At 73.1% G+C, this 23,707-nt stretch carries 18 protein-coding genes; 13 read left to right on the top strand and 5 right to left on the bottom strand.

Features of this window, described 5'->3' with window-relative positions; all coding sequences use genetic code 11:
* Positions 1-288: 288 nt before the first annotated feature.
* The 7 genes from AB0F62_RS35250 (at position 289) to AB0F62_RS35220 (ending at position 13,066) form a co-directional block, all read left to right on the top strand.
* Positions 289-1,995, top strand: coding sequence for a glycerol-3-phosphate dehydrogenase/oxidase (locus tag AB0F62_RS35250; RefSeq protein WP_361809126.1), 1,707 nt, complete (start codon positions 289-291; stop codon positions 1,993-1,995).
* Positions 1,996-2,097: 102 nt separating this feature from the next.
* A complete protein-coding gene (locus tag AB0F62_RS35245; protein ID WP_361809123.1) occupies positions 2,098-3,675 on the top strand; it encodes a serine/threonine-protein kinase in 1,578 nt (525 codons plus the stop codon).
* A 121-nt stretch (positions 3,676-3,796) separates the two neighbouring features.
* Positions 3,797-5,656, top strand: coding sequence for a serine/threonine-protein kinase (locus tag AB0F62_RS35240; RefSeq protein ID WP_361809120.1), 1,860 nt, complete (start codon positions 3,797-3,799; stop codon positions 5,654-5,656).
* An 81-nt stretch (positions 5,657-5,737) separates the two neighbouring features.
* Positions 5,738-7,615, top strand: a complete 1,878-nt coding sequence (locus AB0F62_RS35235) for a protein kinase (RefSeq protein WP_361809117.1) — start codon at positions 5,738-5,740, stop codon at positions 7,613-7,615.
* Positions 7,616-7,697: 82 nt separating this feature from the next.
* On the top strand, positions 7,698-9,566 hold the full coding sequence (locus AB0F62_RS35230) for a serine/threonine-protein kinase (protein ID WP_361809114.1): 1,869 nt from the start codon (positions 7,698-7,700) through the stop codon (positions 9,564-9,566).
* 102 nt (positions 9,567-9,668) lie between these two features.
* Complete coding sequence (locus AB0F62_RS35225) at positions 9,669-11,270, top strand: succinic semialdehyde dehydrogenase (RefSeq protein WP_361809111.1); 1,602 nt, start codon at positions 9,669-9,671, stop codon at positions 11,268-11,270.
* Between the two features lie 14 nt (positions 11,271-11,284).
* Positions 11,285-13,066, top strand: coding sequence for a GMC family oxidoreductase (locus tag AB0F62_RS35220; RefSeq protein WP_361809108.1), 1,782 nt, complete (start codon positions 11,285-11,287; stop codon positions 13,064-13,066).
* Positions 13,067-13,521: 455 nt separating this feature from the next.
* Here the strand turns inward: AB0F62_RS35220 and AB0F62_RS35215 are convergent, their stop codons facing one another.
* A complete protein-coding gene (locus AB0F62_RS35215) occupies positions 13,522-13,812 on the bottom strand; it encodes a chorismate mutase (protein WP_361809105.1) in 291 nt (96 codons plus the stop codon).
* 281 nt (positions 13,813-14,093) lie between these two features.
* Between AB0F62_RS35215 and guaA the strand changes: the two genes are divergently transcribed.
* The 3 genes from guaA to AB0F62_RS35200 all read left to right on the top strand — a co-directional run bounded on the left by guaA (position 14,094) and on the right by AB0F62_RS35200 (position 17,198).
* Complete coding sequence (guaA, locus tag AB0F62_RS35210; RefSeq protein ID WP_361809102.1) at positions 14,094-15,677, top strand: glutamine-hydrolyzing GMP synthase; 1,584 nt, start codon at positions 14,094-14,096, stop codon at positions 15,675-15,677.
* Between the two features lie 89 nt (positions 15,678-15,766).
* A complete protein-coding gene (locus tag AB0F62_RS35205) occupies positions 15,767-16,558 on the top strand; it encodes a class II aldolase/adducin family protein (RefSeq protein WP_361809099.1) in 792 nt (263 codons plus the stop codon).
* Positions 16,559-16,679: 121 nt separating this feature from the next.
* Positions 16,680-17,198 (top strand): DoxX family membrane protein, encoded by a 519-nt coding sequence (locus AB0F62_RS35200; protein WP_361809096.1) that lies wholly within the window; start codon positions 16,680-16,682, stop codon positions 17,196-17,198.
* Here the strand turns inward: AB0F62_RS35200 and AB0F62_RS35195 are convergent.
* The gene (locus AB0F62_RS35195; RefSeq protein WP_361809093.1) at positions 17,136-17,399 is read right to left on the bottom strand and encodes a hypothetical protein; all 264 of its coding nucleotides are present in this window, start codon (positions 17,397-17,399) and stop codon (positions 17,136-17,138) included. The genes AB0F62_RS35200 and AB0F62_RS35195 overlap by 63 nt on opposite strands.
* Complete coding sequence (locus AB0F62_RS35190; RefSeq protein WP_361809090.1) at positions 17,396-18,652, bottom strand: PspC domain-containing protein; 1,257 nt, start codon at positions 18,650-18,652, stop codon at positions 17,396-17,398. The genes AB0F62_RS35195 and AB0F62_RS35190 overlap by 4 nt, the downstream gene beginning before the upstream one ends.
* Before the next feature lie 109 nt (positions 18,653-18,761).
* Between AB0F62_RS35190 and AB0F62_RS35185 the strand changes: the two genes are divergently transcribed.
* Positions 18,762-20,063, top strand: coding sequence for a PspC domain-containing protein (locus tag AB0F62_RS35185; RefSeq protein WP_361809087.1), 1,302 nt, complete (start codon positions 18,762-18,764; stop codon positions 20,061-20,063).
* Complete coding sequence (locus tag AB0F62_RS35180) at positions 20,060-20,731, top strand: response regulator transcription factor (RefSeq protein WP_361809084.1); 672 nt, start codon at positions 20,060-20,062, stop codon at positions 20,729-20,731. Before AB0F62_RS35185 ends, AB0F62_RS35180 begins: the two co-directional genes overlap by 4 nt.
* Positions 20,732-20,793: 62 nt before the next feature.
* Here the strand turns inward: AB0F62_RS35180 and AB0F62_RS35175 are convergent, their stop codons facing one another.
* A complete protein-coding gene (locus AB0F62_RS35175) occupies positions 20,794-21,861 on the bottom strand; it encodes an NlpC/P60 family protein (protein ID WP_361809081.1) in 1,068 nt (355 codons plus the stop codon).
* Between the two features lie 353 nt (positions 21,862-22,214).
* On the opposite strand from AB0F62_RS35175, the gene AB0F62_RS35170 reads away from it, so the two are divergent.
* Positions 22,215-22,568, top strand: coding sequence for a hypothetical protein (locus tag AB0F62_RS35170; protein WP_361809078.1), 354 nt, complete (start codon positions 22,215-22,217; stop codon positions 22,566-22,568).
* Positions 22,569-22,584: 16 nt separating this feature from the next.
* On the opposite strand, the gene AB0F62_RS35165 is transcribed toward AB0F62_RS35170, so the two are convergent.
* On the bottom strand, positions 22,585-23,703 hold the full coding sequence (locus AB0F62_RS35165; RefSeq protein ID WP_361809075.1) for an NlpC/P60 family protein: 1,119 nt from the start codon (positions 23,701-23,703) through the stop codon (positions 22,585-22,587).
* Between the last annotated feature and the right edge of the window lie 4 nt (positions 23,704-23,707).

Genomic DNA, 23,707 nt, shown 5'->3' with positions numbered 1-23,707 from the left:
GGCTGGGGGAGTGCGCCGGCGCGGCACCGACCCCGAGACGGACATGGCGCAGGCCCGCACCGACCGCGCCGGATGGGGGTCCCCCCGGCCGAAGGTTGGGGGAGGGCGGGAGGGCGGGGGAGAGACCCCAACAGCAACCACACCGCACCCGCACACAACGACGGCGCGCACCCACAACCCCCCACAAACCGGCGGAGCCCGAAGTAGCCGGGCCGCCCGCCACGGGTAACGATCGTGGGGACGGGGAATGCGCTGAGGCGCGACCCCGCGTCACGACGGGAGGCCAGGATGCTGACGGCGACACTGGGACCGGCGGAGCGTGCCTCCGCGCTCGCCCGGATGGCGGAGCAGGAACTCGACGTACTCGTGGTGGGCGGCGGCGTCGTGGGCGCCGGGACGGCGCTGGACGCCGCGACGCGCGGGCTGACGACCGGCATCGTCGAGGCCCGGGACTGGGCCTCGGGGACCTCGAGCCGGTCGAGCAAGCTGATCCACGGCGGGCTGCGGTACCTGGAGATGCTGGACTTCGCCCTCGTCCGGGAGGCCCTCAAGGAGCGTGGCCTGCTGCTCCAGCGGCTGGCCCCGCACCTGGTCAAGCCGGTGCCGTTCCTCTACCCGCTGCAGCACCACCTCTGGGAGCGCTTCTATGCGGGGGCCGGCGTGACGCTGTACGACACGATGGCCGTGTCCTCGGGGCACGGTCGCGGGCTGCCGCACCACCGCCATCTGAGCCGCAGGAGCGCGCTGCGCGTGGCGCCGTGCCTGAAGAAGGACTCCCTGGTCGGGGCGCTGCAGTACTACGACGCCCAGATGGACGACGCCCGTTACACGATGACCCTGGTCAGGACGGCCGCCGCGTACGGCGCGCTGGCCGCCAACCGGGCCCGCGTGATCGGCTTCCTGCGCGAGGGCGAGCGCGTGGTCGGCGCCCGCGTGGAGGACGTGGAGGCGGGCGGCGTGTACGAGGTGCGCGCCCGGCAGATCGTGAACGCCACCGGGGTGTGGACGGACGACACGCAGGCGCTGATCGGGGAGCGCGGGCAGTTCCACGTGCGGGCGTCCAAGGGGATACACCTGGTGGTGCCGAAGGACCGGATCCACTCCTCGACGGGGCTGATCCTGCGGACCGAGAAGAGCGTGCTCTTCGTGATCCCGTGGGGCCGCCACTGGATCGTCGGCACCACGGACACCGACTGGGCGCTGGACAAGTCGCACCCGGCAGCGTCCAGCGCGGACATCGACTACCTGCTGCAGCACGTCAACTCCGTGCTCGCCGTGCCGCTCACCCGGGACGACGTGGAGGGCGTGTACGCGGGCCTGCGGCCGCTGCTGGCGGGGGAGTCGGAGGCCACCAGCCAGCTGTCGCGCGAGCACACCGTGGCGCATCCGGTGCCGGGCCTGGTGGTCGTCGCGGGCGGCAAGTACACGACGTACCGGGTGATGGCGAAGGACGCCGTGGACGCGGCCGTGCACGGGCTGGCGCACCGGGTCGCCGAGTGCGTCACCGAGGACGTCCCGCTGGCCGGCGCGGAGGGCTACCCCGCCCTGTGGAACGCGCGGGCCCGCATCGCCGCCCGCACCGGCCTGCACGTGGCCCGGATCGAGCACCTGCTCAACCGCTACGGATCGCTCTGCGAGGAACTGCTGCAGCTGATCGAGGACGACCCCTCGCTGGGCCGCCCCCTGGCCGGGGCGGACGACTACCTGCGCGCCGAGGTCGTCTACGCCGCCTCGCACGAGGGGGCGCGGCACCTGGACGACGTGCTCACCCGGCGCACCCGGATCTCCATCGAGACCTTCGACCGCGGCACGCTCAGCGCCCGGGAGGCCGCCGAGCTGATGGCGCCCGTCCTCGGCTGGGACAAGGAGCAGGTGGAGAAGGAGGTCGAGCACTACGAGAAGCGGGTGGAGGCCGAGCGCGAGTCGCAGCGCCAGCCCGACGACCAGACCGCGGACGCCGCCCGGCTGGGCGCCCCGGACATCGTCCCGCTGTAGCCTCCGCCGACACGCCGCGTGAGGCGTGGGCCACGGCCCTCGCGGGTTCCGTGGCCCGGCCGGATATCGTTCCTTCTCGTACGTTGCAGGAAGGGGCGCGCGATGTCCGACCTCGGACGCCTGGTGGCCGGCAGATACCGGCTCGTCGAGCGAATAGGCCGCGGCGGCATGGGCACCGTCTGGCGGGCGGAGGACGAGCTGCTCGGCCGGCCGGTGGCGGTGAAGCGCCTGCACGCGCAGCCGCACCTGCAGGACGACGAGCTGGCGACGCTCTTCGAGCGCACCCGGCGGGAGGCGCGCAGCGCCGCGCGGATCAGCCATCCCAACGTCGTGGTGGTCCACGACGTCGTCGACGACGAGGGTCTGCCGACCATCGTCATGGAGTACGTCCCCTCCACCACCCTCGGCGACCTGCTGAAGGAGCACGGCCCGGTGCCGCCCGGGGAGGCCGCGAGGATCGGCCGCGGCATGGTCGCCGCGCTGCGCGCGGCGCACGCCGCGGGCGTGCTGCACCGGGACGTCAAGCCCGGCAACGTACTGCTGTCCCGGACCGGCCGGATCGTGCTGACGGACTTCGGGATCGCCCAGGCGTCGGGTACGTCGACGCTCACTCGTACGGGTGAGCTGATCGGCTCGATCGACTTCCTCGCCCCCGAGCGGCTGACCGGGGGGACGCCGGGCCCGGAGGCCGATCTGTGGGCGCTGGGGGCCACGTTGTTCCAGGCGGTCGAGGGCCGGTCCCCGTTCCGCCGGGACACGGCCATCGAGACGGCGTACGCCATCGCCACCGACGAGGTGCCCGAGGCGAGCAGCGCCGGGCCGCTGGCACCGGTGATCGCAGGGCTGCTGGAGCGGGAACCGGAGCGCCGGATGTCGGCCGCCGAGGCGGAGCGCATGCTGCGGGCCCCGGCCGCCGAGACGGAGACGGCGAGCGTGCCGCGGGAGAGCCTCACGCTGTCGCACACCGCGCCGACCACGGCCGTCCGTCCTCCCGCACCGCAGCCCTCCTCCCACGCCCCCACGGTCCCCTCGGGCGTCCCCGTCGCCCCCGCGCGTCGTCGCCGGGCGGGCGTGTGGGCCCTCGCCGTGGTCGTGGCCGCGGCCCTCGCCGGGGGCGGGTTCTACGCCTCCCGGCACTTCGGCGGCGCCACCGCGGCCCAGGGCGGCGAACCACGTCCGAGTCACTCCGCGACGGCCTCCACCTCCCCTCCCGCCCCCGGCCCGTCGCCCGTCCCGGCCGGCTACCACCTGGTCGAGGAGCCCGATCAGGGCTTCTCGGTGCCCGTGCCCGACGGCTGGAAGCGCAAGCTGACCGAGGACGGCAGCGGGCAGGTCGTCTACGTCGACCCGAGCGAGCTGGCCGGTCTGCGGATCGGCGCGCTGGACTACGCGGCGACCGAACCGCTGGAGCACTTCAAGGAAGAGGAGCAGCAGACCATCCCCAAGGTGGAGGGCTACCAGCTGCTCCGGATGCAGAGCACCCGCTGGCGCGATCGCCCCGCCGCCATATGGGAGTTCACCTTCCAGGGCAGGGCGCGCGACTTCCGGGCCATCGACCTCGGCTTCGGGGAGCCCGGCGGACGGGAGTTCGCCGTCTACCTCTCCGCCCCGGCGGCCCAATGGGACGAGTTCCGGCCGGTCTTCGACAACGCGGTGGCCGGACTCGTCGTCCACGACTAGCACACCGCCGGGCCGGGGTGGGAGCACGGCCCGGCGTCAGGGATGATGGAGTCCTCCATCCCGCGGTCGCCGCAAGCAGGCGATGAGGGAGCTTCATCTTCAGCGACTGCAGAGGGAATTCATGGGCCAGGCGCACGACACCGACCAGCGTCTCATCGCCGACCGCTACCGTCTCGGAGACGTCCTGGGCAAGGGCGGCATGGGCACGGTCTGGCGGGCCGTCGACGAGACGCTCGGCCGTACGGTCGCCGTGAAGGAGCTGCGCTTCCCGCACAACATCGACGAGGACGAGAAGCGCCGCCTGGTCACCCGAACCCTGCGCGAGGCGAAGGCGACCGCGCGGATCCGCAACACCGGCGCGGTGACCGTCTTCGACGTCGTCGAGGAGGACGACCGGCCCTGGATCGTGATGGAGCTGGTCGAGGGCCGCTCGCTGTCGGACGCGATCCGCGAGGACGGGCCGCTCACGCCGAAACGTGCCGCCGAGGTCGGGCTGACCGTCCTGGACGTCCTCAAGGCCGCCCACAACGAGGGCATCCTCCACCGCGACGTGAAGCCGTCCAACGTCCTGATCTCCACGGACGGACGCGTGGTGCTGAGCGACTTCGGCATCGCCCAGATCGACGGCGACCCGTCCGTCACCTCCACCGGCATGCTCGTCGGCGCGCCCTCGTACATCTCGCCGGAGCGGGCGCGCGGCCAGAAGCCGGGCCCGCCCGCCGACCTGTGGTCGCTGGGCGCGCTGCTGTACGCCTCGGTCGAGGGCCGGCCGCCGTACGACAAGGGCTCGGCCATCGCCACGCTCACCGCGGTCATGACCGAGTCGCTGCAGACCCCGCGCAACGCGGGCCCGCTGGCCGACGCGATCCACGGGCTGCTCAACAAGGACCCGGAGCTGAGGCTCGACGACGCGGGGGTGCGCCCGCTGCTCACGGGTGTCGCCCACGCGCCGGACGTCCCGGTCGCCGAGGCCACGCGGACGATGCCGCTGCCGCCCTCCGACCCGCAGCCGACGCCGACCGACGCGCCCCCGGCCACCCGGGCCGCCGCGGCCGACCAGGCGGCGCTGCGGGCCGCCAAGGCCAAGCCGGAGCCCGCGGCCACCCCGGCGACCGCGTCCGCGCCCGTCGCGCCGGTCCCGGCACCGGTACCGGCACCGGCCACCGTGCGGCGGCCGCTCCTGGCGTCGCTGGACGAGCGGCGCCGCCGCGGTCTGCTGTTCGTGGCGGTCGCGGTGGCCGTCGCGCTGCTCGGGACCGGCATCGGCTTCTGGGTGGCCCAGGGCGACGACAAGCCGGGCTCGGGGAATCCCGCGGGGCCGGCCTCCTCGGCGAACCCCAAGTCCGGCGACGACGGCGTCCAGGACGGCAAGGGCGGCGACGACAAGGGCAAGGGGGGCGAGGATGGCTCCGGCAAGGGCGGCGACGACAAGGGCAAGGGGGGCGACGACAACTCCGGCAAGGGCTCGGGTACTTCCTCCTCCGGTTCGTCCGACGACGCGAGCGGCGGGAAGGACGGCGGCGGTTCCGCCGTCCCGGCCGGCTGGAAGACCTACACCGACTCCGAGGGCTTCTCGATAGCGCTGCCCGGTGGCTGGGCCGAGAACAAGAAGCGGGCCGGCAATGGCTGGGTGTTCAACGCCGGCCGCAGCCCCCGGGTGCAGGTGGACTACACCCACACCCCGGGCACGGACGCGGCGGCTGCCTGGCGTCAGAACGAGGCGGGCACCGCGGGCACGTTCCCCGGGTACCGGAAGGTGGACATAAAGGACGTGGACTACCGCGGCTACCGCACCGCCGCGGACTGGACGTTCACCTACATGTCCGGCGGCACCAAGATGCGCGCCGTCAACCGGGGCTTCGTCGTGGACGACAAGCACGGCTACGCCATCCTCTTCTTCGCGCCGGACGCCGAGTGGAACAGCAAGAAGATCACGGAGATGCGCGAGACGCTCTACAACACCTTCAAACCGGCCAAGTGAGGCCGCTCGGGCACGTATCGTGAGTCATTGCGGACTGTCCGCATCCACAACGGATCGGATCTGACGCTTTGGGGAGGCGTCGTGGACGACTACGCGGGACGCGTACTGGCCGACCGCTACCGCCTGCCGCGGCCGCCCGCCGACGAGTTCGAACTGGTGGAGACCCGGGCCTGGGACACGCTCAGCAACCAGGAGGTGCTGATACGCCAGGTCCTGCTGCCCGAGGTCGTCGGCGCCGATCCGGAGCCGGACCGCGGTGACGGCGGGGACACCGCCCGACGGGCCCTGGAGGCCGCGCAGGCCGCGGCCGCGATACCCGACCACCCCCGGCTGGTGCAGGTCTTCGACATCTTCGTCGAGGACGGCAGCGTCTGGATAGTGAGCGAACTGGTCGCCGCCCGGCCGCTGGCCGCGGTGCTCGCCGACAAGCGGCTCAGCCCGTACCGGGCCGCCGAGGTGGCCTCCGACGTGCTGACCGCGCTGCGCGTGCTGCACGCGCACGGCTGGGTCCACCGCAACGTCACCGGCCGGACCGTGCTGGTCTGCGACGACGGCCGGGCGATGCTCTCCGGCCTGGCCGTGGGCGCCGCGCAGGAGGCGCTGTGCGGGTACAACCCGGTGCCGGTGCCCGCCATGGCCGGGGGAGCCGAGCCGCCCGGCGGCGGCTGGGACGGCCCGCACTCGGCGCTGGAGCTGGAGCGCGCCCGGCAGGCCCGGCTCACCGTGGTCGGCCCGGTCACCGAGCGATGGGCCCCGGAGCAGGCCACCGAGGTCCACGAGAACTGGCGGCTCGCCCCGCCCGTCGGCCCGGCCGCCGATCTGTGGGCGCTGGGCTCGCTGCTCTACCGGAGCGTCCAGGGCCATCCTCCGTTCCCGGAGGAGAGCACGGCCGAACTGGTCCAGCTGGTCCTCGCGGAGCCGCCCGCGTACGCGGAGGAGTGCGGTCCGCTCCGGCCCGTCGTGGAGTCCCTGCTTCGCCAGGACCCCGAGGAGCGGCCCGACGTGGAGGAGCTGCGCGGCTGGCTGCGCTCGCTCGTCCGTTCCGCTCCGGAGCCGGACCTGGGGCTGAGCACCGTGCCCGTGCCCGCCGACGATCCGCACAGGCTGCCGGTCGTACGGCGCCGGGGCGAGTTGGTGCGCCGCCGCAAGGCGGCCGCCGACCCGGTGCCCGCCCCCCATCCCGCGCACGGACGCCACAAGCGCGCCAAGCAGCGGAGGCAGCGCCCGGCGCGCGGGCCGCGGAGCCTCGGGGTCGTCCTGGTGGGGCTGGTGCTCCTGCTGATGGCCGCCGCCGTGCTGTACGCGGTGCTCTTCATGCCGCGCGGCGGGGCCACGGACGACCGGGGCGCCGCGGGCGCCACGCGGACCCTGCCCGCGCAGGTGCCCGGGGGCGACGAGCATCCGCAGACCACGAAGCCGTCGGCGAGCAAGGCCCCGCGCAGCGGCGCGCCCGCCACGAGCGCCCCGCCGCCCGCGCGGTCCACCCCCGCGGACGGGACGGCGGCCACCGGACTCGGCGGCGACTTCCGGCTGCGCACCGACCCGGAGGGGTTCAGCCTCGCCGTGCCCAACGGCTGGCAGCGCGCGGGCAAGAACGCCGACGGGCAGGTCCGCTACACCGGCGGCGACTACCGGCTGCTCGTCGTGCCCGGCCGCGACTCCGTCGCCGACAAGGGCAGCGATCCGATCGTCTACCAGAACGACGAACCCGAACTGGCGGGCTTCCGCGCCTCGGGCTGGTCCTCGGCCTCCGGGCTGCGCCGGCTCGACATGGGCGGAATCGCGGCGGCGGAAGGGGAGTTCAGCTGGAGCGACGGCACCGGGCGGCAGCTCTTCGCGCGCAACCTGGTGATGATCCGCGACGGCAGGTACCACGTCGTCCTGGTCGTCGGTCCGGACAACCGGCGCGCCGACGTCAAGCGGTACTTCGAGAAGGCGGCGGAGACCTACCGCACCTGAGCGCGGCGCCGGACCGGAACCGCACGGTTCCGGCGGACGTCGGAGAGGCCGTGGGGGCAGGGGAGTGAGCGGGAGCGGAAGCGTGCTGGCCGGACGGTACCGGCTCGGCGACGTCATCGGCCGCGGCGGCATGGGCCGGGTCTGGGAGGCCCAGGACGTCGTGCTGCGGCGTACCGTCGCCGTCAAGGAGCTGACGCTCGGCGGCCACATGGCCGAGGACGACCGCGCCGTGCTCCAGGAGCGCATGAAGCAGGAGGCCCGCGCCGCCGCCCGGATCAACCACCCGCATGTGGTGACCGTCCACGACGTCCTGGAAGAGGACGGCCGGCCCTGGATCGTCATGGAGCTGGTCGACGGCCGCTCCCTGGACGAGGTGGTGAGGCAGGACGGCCCGCTCCCGCCCCGGCGGGCGGCCGCCGTCGGCGCCGCCGTGCTGGAGGCGCTGCGCGCGGCGCACGCCGCGGGCGTGCTGCACCGGGACGTGAAGCCCGGCAACGTCCTGCTGGCCCGGGACGGCCGGGTCCTGCTCACCGACTTCGGCATCGCCGTCGTGGAGGGCGACTCCGCGATCACCCGGACCGGTGAACTCGTCGGATCCGTGGACTACCTGGCGCCCGAGCGGGCCCGCGGCGGCCGTCCGGGGCCCGCGTCCGACCTGTGGTCGCTCGGCGCCACGCTCTACGCGGCGGTCGAGGGCCGCTCGCCGTTCCGCCGCACCTCGCCGATCGGCACGCTGCAGGCCGTGGTCTACGAGGAACTGCCCGAGCCCCGTGCCGCCGGACCGCTGCGCCCGGTGATCGCGGCGCTGCTCGCGAAGGACCCGGCCGCCCGGCCACCGGCCGGACAGCTGACGACCACGCTCGCGGCCATCGCGGCCGACGACCCGCGGCGGACGCCCCGCGGGCGGCGGCCCGGCGCCAAGGCGGTGGCCGCCGTGGTGGCGGTGGCGCTGCTCGCGGGCGCCGGCGCCGTCCTCGCGGTCGTCCGGCATCGCGGTGACGAAGGGGTCCCGGCCGGATACGTCCGCGTCCACGACCCCGCGGGGTTCAGCCTCGCCGTACCGCGCGGCTGGCAGCGGCAACTCGACGGCGACCAGATCGACTACACGCCCGACGGCGGTGCGCACCGGCTGCGCATAGGCGTCGGCCGTGCCAAGCCCGGCCTCAATCCGTACATGCACCTGCTCGAACTGGAGAAGAGCCTCCGGGCGCTCCCGGACTACACCCGGGTGCGGCTGCACCAGAACACCTTCCGGGGACGCGACGGCGGCCTGTGGGAGTTCACCTGGACCGACTCCAAGGAGCACCCGGGGCCGCGCCGCGCCGTCGACCAGGCGTACGTCACCGGCGACGGCACCGAGTACGCGCTCTACATGGGCGCCCCGGCCGACGACTGGGCCGCGGCCTCCGCCCGGTTCCAGGTCGCCCTCCAGACGTGGCGGGTGGACGGACCGAAGTCGAGCGCGGCGACGGACGGGCCGGAGCCGAGCGCCGCCACGACGAGCGCTCCGGGGCTCCCGGCGGGCTTCCGCGAGGTCGCCGACCCCGCCGGGTTCAGCCTCGCCCTGCCCGAGGGCTTCCGGCGCTCCTCCGAACCGCCGCGGATCTACTACTACTCGGCCGGCAAGGAGTTCCGCGTCGGCATCCGCACCCAGCGCCCGGACCCCGGCGGTCCCGAAGCGGTCATGCGGGCCCAGGACGCGTCCGGCCCGGCGGCGTACCAGGGTTACCGGGACGGCTTCGTCACGGCCACCACGCAGAACGGGCACCCGGCCGCGCTGTGGCAGTTCACCTGGGACGGCTTCTCGCCGGGCGAGCCCCGCCGCACCTTCGACCTGTGCTGGGAGGAGGACGGACGCCAGTACGACCTCTGGGTCTCCTCGCCGCTGCACCTGGCCGAGCGGGGCCGCGGCTACTTCGACACGGCCCGCGCCACCTTCGACGCCGGGTGACCGACCGGGTCGCGGCGTTCGTGCCAGCTTTCGCTGGCGCAATTCCGAAAACCGGCTACTGACGGGTATGCACGCGGTGCCACCGCGTCGTACGCTCCCGCCATGACGGACTCTCCTACTGCCGGTAACGGCAACCCGGTCGCCCCTTCCGGCACCAGGACCGCCGCTGACGTGGTGACCCCGGACCTCGTGGCGCGGCTGACGCGGGGCGTCGGAGGCAGCGGCCGGACCGTGAACCACACTCCGCTGACCGGCGAGAAGCTGGCGGAGCTGCCCGAGTCGACGCCGGAGGACGTGGCGGCGGCCTACGAGAGGGCGCGGGAGGCGCAGAAGGCGTGGGCGGCCACGCCCGTACGCCGTCGCGCGGCCGTGCTGCTCCGCTTCCACGACCTGGTGCTGGCCCGCCAGTCCGAGGTGCTGGACCTGATCCAGCTGGAGACCGGCAAGACACGGCTGCACGCGCACGAGGAGGTGCAGGCGGTCGCCGTCGCCGCCCGGCACTACGGCGTCAAGGCCCCGTCCTACCTGCGGCCCAAGCGGCACACCGGCGCCATCCCGGCCCTCACCAAGGTGAGCGAACTGCGGCACCCGCGCGGCGTCGTCGGCCAGATCGCGCCGTGGAACTACCCCCTCGAACTCTCCATCGGCGACGCGCTGCCGGCCTTCGTCGCCGGCAACGCCGTCGTGATGAAGCCGGACACCGAGACCGCGCTGACCGCCCTGTGGGCGCGCGAGCAGCTGATCGAGGCCGGACTGCCCGCCGACGTCTGGCAGATCGTCATCGGCGAGGGCCCGGTCGTCGGCCCCGCCGTCGTGGAGCACGCCGACTACGTGTCGTTCACCGGTTCCACCCGGACCGGCCGGGACGTGGCGGCGCGCGCCGCCGCCCGCCTGATCGGCGTGTCCCTGGAACTCGGCGGCAAGAACGCCCTGCTGGTGCTGGAGGACGCCGACCTCGACAAGGCGGCCGAGGGCGCGGTCCGCGCCTGCTTCTCCTCCGCGGGCCAGCTGTGCATCTCCATCGAGCGGCTCTTCGTCCACGCCTCCGTCGCCGACGCCTTCCTGGAGCGCTTCACCGCCCGGACGAAGGCGCTCAAGCTCGGCACCGCCCTCGCCTACGGCGCAGGGATGGGGTCGCTGGCCGGCGAACGCCAGCTGGAGACCGTGACCCGGCACGTGGAGGAGGCCGTCGCCAAGGGCGCCACCGTCCTCACCGGCGGCAGGGCCCGGCCCGACGTCGGCCCCTTCTTCTTCGAGCCGACCGTCCTGGACGGTGTCGAGCCGCCGATGGCCGTGTGCGCGGAGGAGACCTTCGGCCCGGTCGTGTCCGTCTACCGCTTCACCGACGAGGACGAGGCGGTCGAGCGCGCCAACGCGACGCCGTACGGTCTCAACTCCAGCGTCTGGACCAGGAACACCCGCCGCGGTGCCCGCATCGCCGCGCGCCTGCGCAGCGGCACCGTCAACGTCAACGAGGGCTACGCGTCGGCCTACGGCAGCGTGCAGTCCCCGATGGGCGGCATGAAGGACTCCGGGCTCGGCCGCAGGCACGGCTCCGAGGGCATCCTCAAGTACACCGAGGCGCAGACCGTGGCGACCCAGCGGCTGCTGCCGATGGCCCCCTCGCTGGGCATGGACGACTCGACGTACGCGGCGTTCATGAGCCGCAGCCTCCGCGTGATGAAGGCGCTGAGGCTCCGCTGATGGAGGGGGAGCGGATGTCCCACGACTACGACGTGATCGTGATCGGGTCCGGCTTCGGCGGATCCGTCTCGGCACTGCGCCTGACCGAGAAGGGCTACAAGGTCGGCGTCCTGGAGGCCGGCCGCCGCTGGACCCGGGAGTCGCTGCCGAAGAACTCCTGGCACGTCAAGGACTACCTGTGGGCCCCGGCCCTCGGCCTGTACGGGATCCAGCGCATCCATCTGCTGGACAATGTCATGATCCTGGCAGGCGCGGGCGTCGGCGGCGGTTCGCTCAACTACGCCAACACCCTCTACGTCCCGCCGAAGGCGTTCTTCGAGGACCGCCAGTGGGGGCACATCACCGACTGGCAGGAGGAGTTGGCCCCCTACTACGACCAGGCCAAGCGCATGCTGGGCGTGCGGCTCAACCCGACCATGACCCCCTCGGACGTCCATCTCAAGGCGGCCGCCGAGAAGATGGGCGTCGGCGACTCCTTCCACATGGCCCCCGTCGGCGTGTTCTTCGGCGACGGCAAGGACGCGGGCGGCGAGGGTGCGGCCGACGCCGTGGCGGCGCCCGGCCGCGAGGTCCCCGACCCGTACTTCGGCGGCGTCGGCCCCTCGCGGCGGGCCTGCACGGAGTGCGGGGAGTGCATGACCGGCTGCCGCCACGGCGCCAAGAACACCCTCAACGAGAACTACCTGTACCTCGCCGAGAAGGCGGGTGCCGAGATCCACGCGATGACCACGGTCAGCGGGCTCTCGGAGAACCCCGAGGGCGGCTACGACGTCTCCGTCGTGCCGACCGACCGCCGCCGCAAGGCCACCCCGCGCGTGCTGCGCGCCGAGTACGTGGTCGTGGCCGCCGGCACCTACGGCACCCAGACGCTGCTGCACCGGATGCGCGACGCGGGCCGGCTGCCCGGCATCTCGGCGCGGCTCGGCGAGCTGACCCGGACCAACTCCGAGGCCCTGGTGGGCGCGCAGACCGACAGCCGCCGCTACCGCAGGCGGACGGGCGAGAAGCGGGTGGACTTCACACGGGGCGTGGCCATCACCTCCTCCATCCACCCCAACGAGAACACCCACATCGAGCCGGTCCGCTACGGCAAGGGCTCCAACTCGATGGGCGGCCTGTCCATCCTGCAGGTGCCGCACGGCACCGGACTGCCCCGCGGCCTGGCCTACCTGGCGCACTGCGCGCGGCACCCGGTCCTGCTGATGCGGTCGCTGTCCAACCGCCGCTGGTCCGAGCGCACCATCATCGGCCTGGTCATGCAGTCCCTGGACAACTCGCTGACCACCTACCGCAAGCCCAAGGGACTGGGGAAGGGCCTGCTCACCGCCCGGCAGGGGCACGGTGCGCCCAACCCCGACTTCATCCCGGAGGGCGCCGAGGCCGCGCGGCTGCTCGCCGAGGAGATCAACGGCTTCGCGGGCAGCAACGTCGGCGAACTGATGGGCACCCCGCTCACCGCGCACTTCCTCGGCGGCTGCGCGATAGGCGAGGACGCCGAGCACGGCGTGATCGACCCGTACCACCGGCTGTTCGGGCATCCGGGCATCCATGTCGTGGACGGTGCGGCGGTCTCCGCGAACCTCGGGGTCAACCCCTCGCTCACCATCACCGCGCAGGCCGAACGCGCCATGTCCCTGTGGCCCAACAAGGGCGACGCGGACCCGCGTCCCGCCCAGGGCACGGCCTACCGCCGTGTCGCCGCGGTCGAGCCCAAGCATCCCGCCGTCCCCGCGGAGGCCTTCGGCGCGCTCCGGCTGCCGGTGCTCCCGGTGCCGCCGGTCCCGCCGAAGGGCTGAGCCCGGCCGGGGTGCGGGTCGCCGGGGCTCCCGGAACCGCGATGTGCGGTCCGACTCACTCGTTCGAGGGTCGGATACCTGCTCAAGTGCTGCGAAATGAGTAGTGTGTTCCTCGCAGAGCGGCCGGTCCCGGGCGTCCCCGGAACCGACCGCCACTTTGAGTCGTGACCGGGCTGCTGTCCCCTGCCGTCCGATCACTGTCACCGGAGCGAGGTCCCACGACGCGACCGCATTGCTTCCACTCGCGCGGGCGCGCCTCATCGCTCCGGTGGCACCCCGCCCAGCTGCGTCTGAGCGGTGTCCACGCGTGGTGTTCGACGTCCTTGCTTCCCTGGCCCGGGGTGACCGCGCCTGGCTGGCACGGACACCGGATTCAACGAAGGCACCCGGAGGCGGTCACGTGCCGTACGGGTGATGCCCCCCGAACGGGTCATAGGGCCGGTGCCGCGGCTGTTTCAGACCCGGCCGCGGCACAACTCGAGCAGGGTCATGGCGAGGGTGGTGCCGGGCTTGCCCAGCCGGTCGCTGTAGCGGTGCAGGATCTCCATCTCCCGGGAGAGGTGCACCCGGCGCCCGCCGGACTCGATACGGGCGCGCTGGATGTCGGCCGAGACCGTCATCCGCTCCCGCACGAGCGCGATGATCCTCGCGTCGAGGTCGTCGATCCGCTCGCGCGCGTCCGCGATGGCGCCGGCCGCGTCGCCGGCGGGGGTTCCGGTGGCCTGTGCCGCCTGGGTGCCGCTCATGGGGTGTCTCCTCGGGGTCGGGGACCCCGGACCGCCCGGGACGGGAAACGCGAGGCGCCCCGGGCCGTGTGGCCCGGGGCGCCTGGTGAAGTCGGACGCGCTCTGTGCGCGGCTCAGACAGCACGACCATGGCAGCCGGACCAGCCGGTGCCATAGGTAAACGCGAAGCGCGTGCTGCTGAACATGTCGGACAGTGTGAGCCCTCGGGCCGGGGAAGTAAAGCCGTGGGCCCCGGTAGACTCGGTGGGGACCCCACGTTCGACACCGCCGGAAGGCCCACCGTGGCATCAGCGACCCCAGCCGCCCCCGACACCGTCCTCGTCGTTGACTTCGGGGCGCAGTACGCCCAGCTCATCGCCCGCCGCGTCCGTGAGGCCCGGGTCTACAGCGAGATCGTGCCGAGCACGATGCCGGTCGAGGAGATGCTGGCCAAGCGGCCCGCCGCGATCATCCTGTCGGGCGGCCCCTCCTCGGTGTACGCCGAGCACGCCCCGCGGCTGGACCGCGCGCTCTTCGAGGCCGGTGTCCCGGTCTTCGGCATGTGCTACGGCTTCCAGTTGATGGCGATCACCCTCGGGGGCACGGTCGACAACACCGGCGCGCGTGAGTACGGCCGTACGCCGCTGCACGTCGGCAAGACCGGTTCCACGCTCTTCGAGGGCACCCCGGCCGAGCAGTCGGTGTGGATGTCGCACGGCGACACCTGCTCCGCCGCGCCGGAGGGCTTCAGCGTCTCCGCCTCCACCGACCTGGTGCCGGTGGCCGCGTTCGAGAACGACGAGAAGAAGCTCTACGGCGTCCAGTACCACCCCGAGGTGCTGCACTCCGACTACGGCCAGCAGGTGCTGGAGCACTTCCTCTACCGCGGGGCCGGGATCGCCCCGGACTGGACCACGCACAACGTGGTCGAGGAGCAGGTCGCCGCGATCCGCGCCCAGGTCGGCGACAAGCGCGCGATCTGCGGCCTGTCCGGCGGCGTGGACTCCGCGGTCGCCGCGGCCCTGGTCAACAAGGCCATCGGCGAGAAGCTGACCTGCGTGTACGTGGACCACGGCCTGATGCGCAAGGGCGAGTCCGAGCAGGTCGAGAAGGACTTCGTGGCCGCCACCGGCGTCCAGCTGAAGGTCGTCGACGCGCAGGAGCGCTTCCTGACGGCGCTGGCCGGGGTCTCCGACCCCGAGGAGAAGCGCAAGATCATCGGCCGGGAGTTCATCCGGGTCTTCGAGCAGGCCGCGAGCGAGATCGTCGCCGAGGCCGGTGCGCACGGCGAGTCGGTGGAGTTCCTCGTCCAGGGCACCCTGTACCCGGACGTCGTGGAGTCCGGCGGCGGTAGCGGCACCGCCAACATCAAGTCCCACCACAACGTGGGCGGCCTCCCCGAGGACCTGCAGTTCCAGCTCGTCGAGCCGCTGCGCAAGCTGTTCAAGGACGAGGTCCGCATGGTCGGCCAGGAGCTCGGCCTGCCCGAGGAGATCGTCGAGCGCCAGCCGTTCCCCGGCCCCGGCCTGGGCATCCGCATCGTCGGCGAGGTCACCAAGGAGCGCCTGGACCTGCTGCGCGAGGCCGACGCCATCGCCCGCGAGGAGCTGACCGCCGCCGGGCTCGACCGCGACATCTGGCAGTGCCCGGTCGTCCTCCTCGCCGACGTCCGCTCGGTCGGCGTCCAGGGCGACGGACGCACCTACGGCCACCCCATCGTGCTGCGCCCGGTCTCCAGCGAGGACGCCATGACCGCGGACTGGTCGCGGCTGCCGTACGAGGTGCTGGCCCGGATCTCCACCCGGATCACCAACGAGGTGGCCGACGTCAACCGCGTCGTGCTGGACGTCACCAGCAAGCCCCCGGGCACCATCGAGTGGGAGTAGCCCCCTGAGTGGGGCCGGCTTGGGGCGATACCGGGGAAACCTGGTATCGCCCCTGTTCATCTGCCGTACCTCGGGGTAACTTCCGCGCCATGACCGACACCGCGCCGCAGCCCGTACCGCCCGATCGGCTCCATTTCGCCCTGCCCCCGACCTTCGAGGACCCCGCCGCGGAACGCCGTCACCGCAAGGAGCGGCTGGCGGTGGCGCTGCGGGCCTTCGGGGAGCTGGGCTACGAGGACGGGGTGTCGGGGCACATCACCGTGCGCGATCCGGAGCTGGCCGACCACTACTGGGTGAACCCCTTCGGGGTGCCGTTCGGGCACCTCACCGTGGAGGAGCTGATCCTGGTCAACCAGCACGGGGCCGTCGTCGAGGGCCGCCACCACGTCAACCAGGCGGCGTTCACCATCCACTCCCATGTGCACGGCGCCCGCCCGGACGTGGTCGCCGTCGCGCACAGCCATTCGACGTACGGCCGGGCGCTGGCCGCGCTGGGGGAGCGGCTGGAGCCGATCACCCAGGACGCGTGCGCCTTCTACGAGGACCACGCGCTGTTCGACGCGTACACCGGCGTCGTCGTGGACGAGGCGCAGGCGCGGCGCATCGCGGTGGTGCTGGGGGCGCACAAGGCGATGATCCTGCGCAACCACGGGCTTCTGACGGTGGGCGAGACGGTGGACGCGGCCGCGTGGTGGTTCATGACGATGGAGAAGTCCTGCCAGGTGCAGTTGAGCGCCAAGGCCGCGGGCAAGCCGGTGTGGATAGCGCACGAGGACGCGCTCGCCACGCGTGAGCAGTTGGGACACGATCTGGTCGCCTGGATCAACTATCAGCCCACCTATGAGCGGATAGTCCGAGGGAATTTAGAGCTTTTTGATTGAACGAAGGCCGCTTCGCCTACGTATCACCTAGGGCGCTCCTGGAGAATCGGCTCCCGGAGGGGGTTCGTGACACGTGCGGTGCGAGAGGGCGGACGTCATGGGCGTGACGGGCACGACGGGTATGAGCGGGACGAGAGACACGGAGCGGTTCCCCAGTCAGGGGCCGTGGCGGGACACGGCACGGCGCTACGCCCTGCTGCCGCTGCGCATCTTCCTCGGCGTGACCTTCGTCTACGCCGGCTTCGACAAGCTGATGTCGGACACCTTCTTCACCGACAGCGCCCCGGGCTCGCTGGTCGGCACGCTCAACGCGGTGCGCGGGTCCGCCGCGATCCCGGGCATGATCGACCTGGCCATGGAGAACCCGCACGGCTTCGGCTACGCCATCGCCTTCGGTGAGATCGCCGTCGGCATCGGCACTCTCGTCGGCCTGCTCAGCCGGATCGCCGCGCTCGGCGGCGCGCTGATCTCACTGAGCCTGTGGCTGACGATGAGCTGGTCCACCCAGCCGTACTACTACGGCAACGACCTCGCCTACCTGATGGCCTGGCTGCCGCTGGTCCTCGCGGGCGCCCCGCTACTGTCCGTCGACGCGATGATCGCCGGACGCCGCGGCCGGCGGCGGCGCGGCCTGGCCTGAGCGGCGGGCGGACCGTCCCCGGACCATCCGCGAGGTGACCGCGCCGAGCGCCGCGAGCCCCAGACCCGCACAGGTCAGGGGCACCGCGGCGGCGGGGGCCAGCGAGACCTCGCCCGCGGCGTCGAGCAGGAACACCGCGGCCAGTCCCAGCAGGACCAGCCCGGTCAACAGCGCCGAGGGCGCGAACGGATGCCGTCTCACGGGAACTGCACCACCTTCACCTGTCCGACGCCCACTTCCACGTCCAGCTCCAGCGTGCCCTGGGACTTCTTCCCGTCCACCGGGTCCAGGGTCACCTTCCGGTCCAGCCCCGGATGGACGTCGACGTCCTTCTCCTCCTCGCCGGGCAACTGCAGGTCGCCGACGCCGACCTGGACGTGCATCCGCAAGGTGACGTCCTCCGGGATCCGCACCACCAGCTGCCCCGCGCCGACCTCGGCCCGTGTCGACACGGTGCGCCCGCCGGGTCGCAGCCCGGACAGGTCCAGCGTCGCCCGGCCCGTCCCCAGCTCGTAGGAGTCCCGCACCGCGGCCAGGGTGGTGGGCGTCCAGGTGCGCTGCTTCCAGTCGGTGCCGATCGACCGCGGCAACGCGGTGGAGCCCACCAGCAGCGCGACGGTCAGCAGCACCGTGAAGACGGTGCCGCCTCCGAGCCGTCCCCACCACGCGCTGGTCACGAAGCCCAGGCCGAAGACGGCCAGCGCCGCCCCGAAGCCGATCTGCACGCTCGTCCCCAGCGGCTGGGACGACCAGGACGCGGCTACCCCGATCGCGGCGGCGGCCGCCGCCAGGAAGAAGACCAGCACCCCGAGCCAGGCGCCCTCGCGCCGTACCGCGCGCCGCCGCTCCCGCCACTCGCGGCGGTCGCGGTCCTCGTCCGAGGGGCCGTCGTCGGGCCCCCACAGATAGCCGCCCGGCCCCGGCACCGGGGGTGCGTCCTCGACCGCGGTGTCCTTCCACCACGCCGCCGCGGCGGGCTGCGGCGGTGGCCCGGTCGGCGGCGGCGCGGCCGCCTGCGCGGGGGCCTCGGTCGCCTGCCGCTTGTGCACCGACCAGTACACGGCGCCCGCGAAGGCCGCCAGCAACCCCAGGGAGAAGGCCAGGTTCCCGCCGCTGCCCAGCATCGACAGGAACAGCCCGCAGCCGACCAGCGCGACCAGCACCGCCGTCAGCGCGGGGCCCTCCACCCGCCCGGACAGCAGCCGGTGCGCCTCGCTCTCCGCGTTCTCACCGGCCCCCTCCATCGGGACGAGCAGCCACGCCAGGCCGTAGGCCACCAGCCCGAGGCCGCCCGTGAGCGCCAGCACGCCGAGCACGATCCGGAAGATCACCGGGTCGATGTCGAAGTACCGTCCCGCGCCCTCGCAGACGCCGGCGATCACCTTCGGCTTGCGGCAGCGCGTCAGCCGCCGGCCCGGCGGTGCCTCGGCCGCCTCCGTGTACTGCTCCGTCATGGCTCCATGGTGGCGGGCCGGGAGGTGTGCCGGTATCCGGAACGACCCTGACCCCGCATGGGGGCCAACCCTGATACCCACCGTGCGCGAAACGTGTGACGATCGGGACATGCCAGCCGCCGGACCGCCGACCAGCCCGCCCACCGGGGCTTCGTACCTCGCGTCCCCGGATCCGGCCGCATCCCCGGTCCGCAAGCTCTACCGCAGCTCCGAGGGCCGGATGATCGGCGGTGTCGCGCGCGGGCTGGCCGGGCACCTCGGACTGCCCGTCGCATGGGTGCGTGTGGTGTTCGTCGTCCTGGCGACCATCCAGGGTCTCGGCATCCTGCTCTACGCGGTCTTCTGGTTCGTGGTGCCGCTCGGTGTCGGCGGGGTCGTCGAGGCCAAGGAGCCGCGCAACGCCCGCTCCTGGCTGGCCGGGCGCCGACCCGACCGGGGCCAGATCGTCGCCCTGATCGCGCTCGCCATCGGCCTCGGCATCCTGCTGGACAACCTCAACCTCGGCCGGGCCAACGCCTATGTGTGGCCGCTGCTCCTCATCGGGCTCGGCGTCGCCCTGGTGTGGCGGCAGGCCGACAACGCCCGCCGGGCGCGGTGGGCGGAGCTGAGCCGCCGCAAGAGGCTGCTGCCGTTCGCGCGCGGCGCCGCCGGGGTCATCCTCGTCGGGGTGGGCGTGACCGGCTTCCTCGTCGTGCAGGGTTCGGTCAGCCATCTGGGCACCATCCTGCAGGCCGCGCTCGCCGTGCTGGTCGGCGCGGCGCTGATCGCGGGCCCCTACCTCGTCCGCATGACCCAGGACCTGTCCGCGGAACGCCTCGCGCGCATCCGGGCGCAGGAGCGGGCCGAGGTCGCCGCGCACGTCCACGACTCCGTCCTGCACACCCTCACCCTGATCCAGCGGCACGCCGAGGACCCGCGCGAGGTCACCCGGCTGGCCCGCGCGCAGGAACGCGAGCTGCGGGCCTGGCTGTACCGGCCCGAGGGCACCGGCAAGGACGACGAGCCGGCCACGCTCGCCGAGGCGGTGCGCCGGGCGGCGGCCGAGGTGGAGGACGCGCACGGCGTTCCCGTCGAGGTGGTGTGCGTCGGCGACTGCCCGCTGGACGAACGCCTGGTGGCGCAGATGCAGGCGGCCCGCGAGGCCATGGTCAACGCCGCCAAGTACGGTGGGGACGAAGCCGTGCAGGTGTACGCGGAGGTCGAGGAGAGCAGGGTCTTCGTGTCGGTTCGCGACCGCGGCCCCGGCTTCGACCTCGACGACGTACCGTCGGACAGGATGGGCGTCCGCGAGTCGATCATCGGCCGGATGCGGCGCAACGGCGGCGAGGCGCGGCTGCGCCCGGCGCCGGGCGGGGGGACGGAAGTGGAGCTGGAGATGGACAGGGCCCAGGGGCCAGGGAGGCCGTCATGAGCACGGAACGACGCGTGAGGGTCGTCCTCGTCGACGACCACCGGATGTTCCGCACCGGGGTGCAGGCCGAGATCGGCGAGACCGAGCGGACCGGGGTCGACGTGGTCGGCGAGGCGGCCGACGTCGACCAGGCGGTGTCCGTCATCACCGCGACGCGGCCCGACGTCGTGCTGCTCGACGTCCATCTGCCGGGCGGCGGCGGGGTCGAGGTGCTCAAGCGCTGCGCCGGGCTCATGGCGGACGCCGAACACCCGGTGCGCTTCCTGGCGTTGTCGGTCTCGGACGCCGCCGAGGACGTCATCGGGGTGATCCGGGGCGGTGCCCGCGGCTATGTCACCAAGACCATCACCGGCCCCGACCTGGTCAGTTCGGTCTTCCGGGTCGCCGACGGCGACGCCGTCTTCTCGCCCCGGCTGGCCGGCTTCGTCCTGGACGCCTTCGCCTCCACCGACGCCCCGCCGGTCGACGAGGACCTGGACCGGCTCACCCAGCGGGAGCGCGAGGTGCTGCGGCTGATCGCGCGTGGTTACGCGTACAAGGAAGTCGCCAAGCAGCTCTACATCTCGGTGAAGACGGTCGAGTCGCATGTTTCTGCGGTGCTGCGGAAGTTGCAGCTCAGCAACCGGCACGAGCTCACCCGATGGGCGACCGCGCGCCGACTGGTCTAGAGCCTGTCGTCACATGGGCGCAGGCGCCCGGCTCGTGGTCCCGCGGCCCCGCCGCGCGGGCATCACGCCGGCCGCGTGGCGCCCGCGAACGGCATCTGGTCGACCGGGGCGAGCTTGACGACGTCACCGGTGCGGGGGGCGTGGATCATCATCCCGTTGCCCACGTAGAGACCGACGTGGCTGATCCCCGAGTAGAAGAACACCAGGTCGCCGGGTTGCAGTTGGGACCGCGGGATCCGGGTGCCCGCGTTGATCTGGGTGTACGTCGTGCGCGGCAGGGCCACCCCGCCCGCCCGCCACGCGGCCTGCGTGAACCCCGAGCAGTCGTACGACGAGGGCCCGGTGGCGCCCCACACATAGGGCAGGCCGAGGGAGTCGTACGCGAAGGAGACGGCACGGGCGGCTCGCGCGTTGGGCGCGGCGGCGGGCGCCAGGCCCGCCCGGGAACCGGCGGCGCCGCGGCCGGCGCGGGCCGCGTCGGCGGAACCGTGCCCGCCGGAGGTGAGCACCTCGGCGCGCTGGGCGGCGGTGAGGCGGCCGAGCACCTGCCGCGCCGAGGCGAGCCGCTGCTCCACGGTGCGCTTGTGGGCGGCGAGTTCGGCACGGGTGCCGCGCAGCTCCTCCAGCTCGGCCTCGGTCTCGGCGCGGAGCTGCTCGATGTCGCGGTGCTGTGCGGACAGCGCGCGCAGCGCCGCGTTCTGGCGGCTGCTCATCCGGTCCAGCATCCCGGCGCGCTCCAGGTACTCGCCGGGGGAGGAGGCCAGGGCGAGCTGGACGGCGGGGTCGAAGCCGCCGCTGCGGTACTGGGCGGTGGCGATGGAGCCGAGGTCGTCCCGGGTGCGGTTGAGGCGCTCGGTCCTGCGGGCGAGTTCGTCCTGGAGGTCCTCGATCCGCTCGGTGGCCGTGTCCGCCTTCTCCTTGGCGCCGTTGTACCGCTCGGTGGCCTGCTCGGCCTCCTCGTAGAGGCGGTCCACCCGGGTCCGGGCCTCGTCCGCGGTCAGCCGGGGCTCGGCGTGGCCGGCCTCGCCGAACATCGTCACGGAAGCCGCGCCCGCGAGGGCGAGACCGGCGGCGGTGCGCGCGGTCGCGCCGGCGAGGCCGCGCTCCTTGGGCCTTCTGTGCGACGCCACGCGCCGTCACTCCTTCCGGGCTGCCGTCCGTACGTCCCCCGGTGGTCCGGCGGCGGGCGGACGGGGAGCCGTCCACCGCCGGACCTTCGGCGGGGGTGGCCGTGCCGGGGAACACCGGGGAACGGGGTCCTCGCGGCAGTGGGGATCGGCCACCTGGGGCAGGACGCTAAACCTGGACGTCGGGAGCGAGAGCCGGAGTGTGCGGGACTGGTCCGATTCGGCCGCGGTCTGCCCGCCGATGACCGCTGTTCGACGGGTGACCTGGTCACTTGCGGTCCGGCCGTGACCGATGTGAGGGAAGAGGGGCACCTCGGTGCCGGGTGCTGGTATGGGCGTGACTAGGGTCCTGAGCCATGGACGTACTCATCAACCTCTTCGTCGGCCTGCACATCATCGGCATCGCCGCGCTGCTGGGCGGCTTCCTCACCCAGATGAAGGCCATGGGCCGTGGCGAGGCCCGCTTCGTTCCGGGCATGCTGCACGGCGCGCTGACCATGCTCGTCACCGGGGTGGTGCTGGTCGGCCTCAACCAGGCCGACGACCAGCCGGTCAACAACATCAAGATCGGCATCAAGCTCGCGATCCTGGTGGTGATCCTCGGCCTGGTCTACGTCAAGCGGGACGAGGAGAAGGTGCCGGCGGCGGCCTTCGGCACCGTGGGCGCGCTGACCACCGCCAACATCTTCATCGCCGTGCTGTGGACCTGAGCACCGCGCGGACCGCTCAGGCCATCCGGGCGTAACCGTAGATCGGCATCTCGGTGATCGGGGCGATCTTCACGACGCTGCCCGTGTGCGGGGCGTGGATCATCTGGCCGCCGCCGATGTAGAGGCCGACGTGGGTGATGTCCGAGTAGAAGAAGACCAGGTCGCCCGGTTGCAACTGGTCGGCGGTGACACGGCTGCCGAAGTCGACCTGGTCGTAGGTGACGCGGGGGATGGAGACGCCCGCGGCGGCCCAGGCGGCCTGGGTCAGGCCCGAGCAGTCGTAGGAGTTCGGGCCCGTGGCGCCGTACACGTACGGCTTGCCCAACTGGGCGCGCGCGAACTCGATCGCCTTGGCCGCCTTGGCGGCGTAGGTCCCGGACGCGGCCGTCGAGCCCGTGGACGAACCCGAGGCGGTGTTCTGCGCCGCGGCCTTCTCCCTGGCGGCGATCTGGGCGGCCTTCTCGGCCGCCTCCTCCTGGCGCTTCTTCTCCAGCGCCGCCAACCGGGCCTTCTCCTGGGCGGTGAGGCTGTTCAGCAGCTTCTGCGCCGCGGCCAGCTTCTGCTTGACGGCCGTCTTCTCCGTGTTCAGCCGCTGCTGCGCCTCGGTCAGCTTCTGCAGGCTCTCGACGGCCTCCGCGCGCTTCTGCGTCGTTACGGCCTGCTCGGCGCGGAAGGTCTCCAGCGCCTGCTCCTGGCGGTCGGACAGGCGGTTCATCAGGTGCGCCTGGTCCAGGAACTGCTGCGGGTCGGAGGTGAGCAGGAAGGTCGTCGTCCCGTCCAGACCGCCGCCGCGGTACTGCGCCGCCGCGTACTCGCCGATCGTGCGGCGGGCGTCGTTGAGCGTCTCGGTCTTGCGGGCCACCTGGTCGAGCAGCGCGTCGGCCCGCGACCGCTGCTTGTCGGCCTGCTCCTTGGCGCCGTTGTACCGCTCGGTGGCGGCCTCGGCCTGGTGGTGGAGCGTGTCGACCCGGGCCTTGACCTCGGTGATCGAGGGCTTGTCGGGTGAGGCGGGCGCGGCGCTCGCGCTCTCGCCGAAGAGGGTGACCGTCGCCAGTGCGGCGGTCGTGAGTCCCACGGCAGCACGAGGGCCGGGGACGGTCAGCGCGCGGGGGCGCGGCTTGCGGTGCGTCGCCAAGTCG

Source organism: Streptomyces sp. NPDC026673 (assembly GCF_040638135.1).
Classification (GTDB): domain Bacteria; phylum Actinomycetota; class Actinomycetes; order Streptomycetales; family Streptomycetaceae; genus Actinacidiphila.
This window is presented reverse-complemented; position numbering and strand designations above follow the sequence as displayed.

Bases quoted from the DNA above. Each gene is read 5' to 3' on its own strand.
- AB0F62_RS35250 (WP_361809126.1), top strand. From the start codon at position 289: ATGCTGACGGCGACACTGGGACCGGCGGAGCGTGCCTCCGCGCTCGCC.
- AB0F62_RS35245 (WP_361809123.1), top strand. From the start codon at position 2,098: ATGTCCGACCTCGGACGCCTGGTGGCCGGCAGATACCGGCTCGTCGAG.
- AB0F62_RS35240 (WP_361809120.1), top strand. From the start codon at position 3,797: ATGGGCCAGGCGCACGACACCGACCAGCGTCTCATCGCCGACCGCTAC.
- AB0F62_RS35225 (WP_361809111.1), top strand. From the start codon at position 9,669: ATGACGGACTCTCCTACTGCCGGTAACGGCAACCCGGTCGCCCCTTCC.
- AB0F62_RS35220 (WP_361809108.1), top strand. From the start codon at position 11,285: ATGTCCCACGACTACGACGTGATCGTGATCGGGTCCGGCTTCGGCGGA.
- AB0F62_RS35215 (WP_361809105.1), bottom strand. From the start codon at position 13,812: ATGAGCGGCACCCAGGCGGCACAGGCCACCGGAACCCCCGCCGGCGAC.
- AB0F62_RS35205 (WP_361809099.1), top strand. From the start codon at position 15,767: ATGACCGACACCGCGCCGCAGCCCGTACCGCCCGATCGGCTCCATTTC.
- AB0F62_RS35200 (WP_361809096.1), top strand. From the start codon at position 16,680: ATGAGCGGGACGAGAGACACGGAGCGGTTCCCCAGTCAGGGGCCGTGG.
- AB0F62_RS35190 (WP_361809090.1), bottom strand. From the start codon at position 18,652: ATGACGGAGCAGTACACGGAGGCGGCCGAGGCACCGCCGGGCCGGCGG.
- AB0F62_RS35185 (WP_361809087.1), top strand. From the start codon at position 18,762: ATGCCAGCCGCCGGACCGCCGACCAGCCCGCCCACCGGGGCTTCGTAC.
- AB0F62_RS35180 (WP_361809084.1), top strand. From the start codon at position 20,060: ATGAGCACGGAACGACGCGTGAGGGTCGTCCTCGTCGACGACCACCGG.
- AB0F62_RS35170 (WP_361809078.1), top strand. From the start codon at position 22,215: ATGGACGTACTCATCAACCTCTTCGTCGGCCTGCACATCATCGGCATC.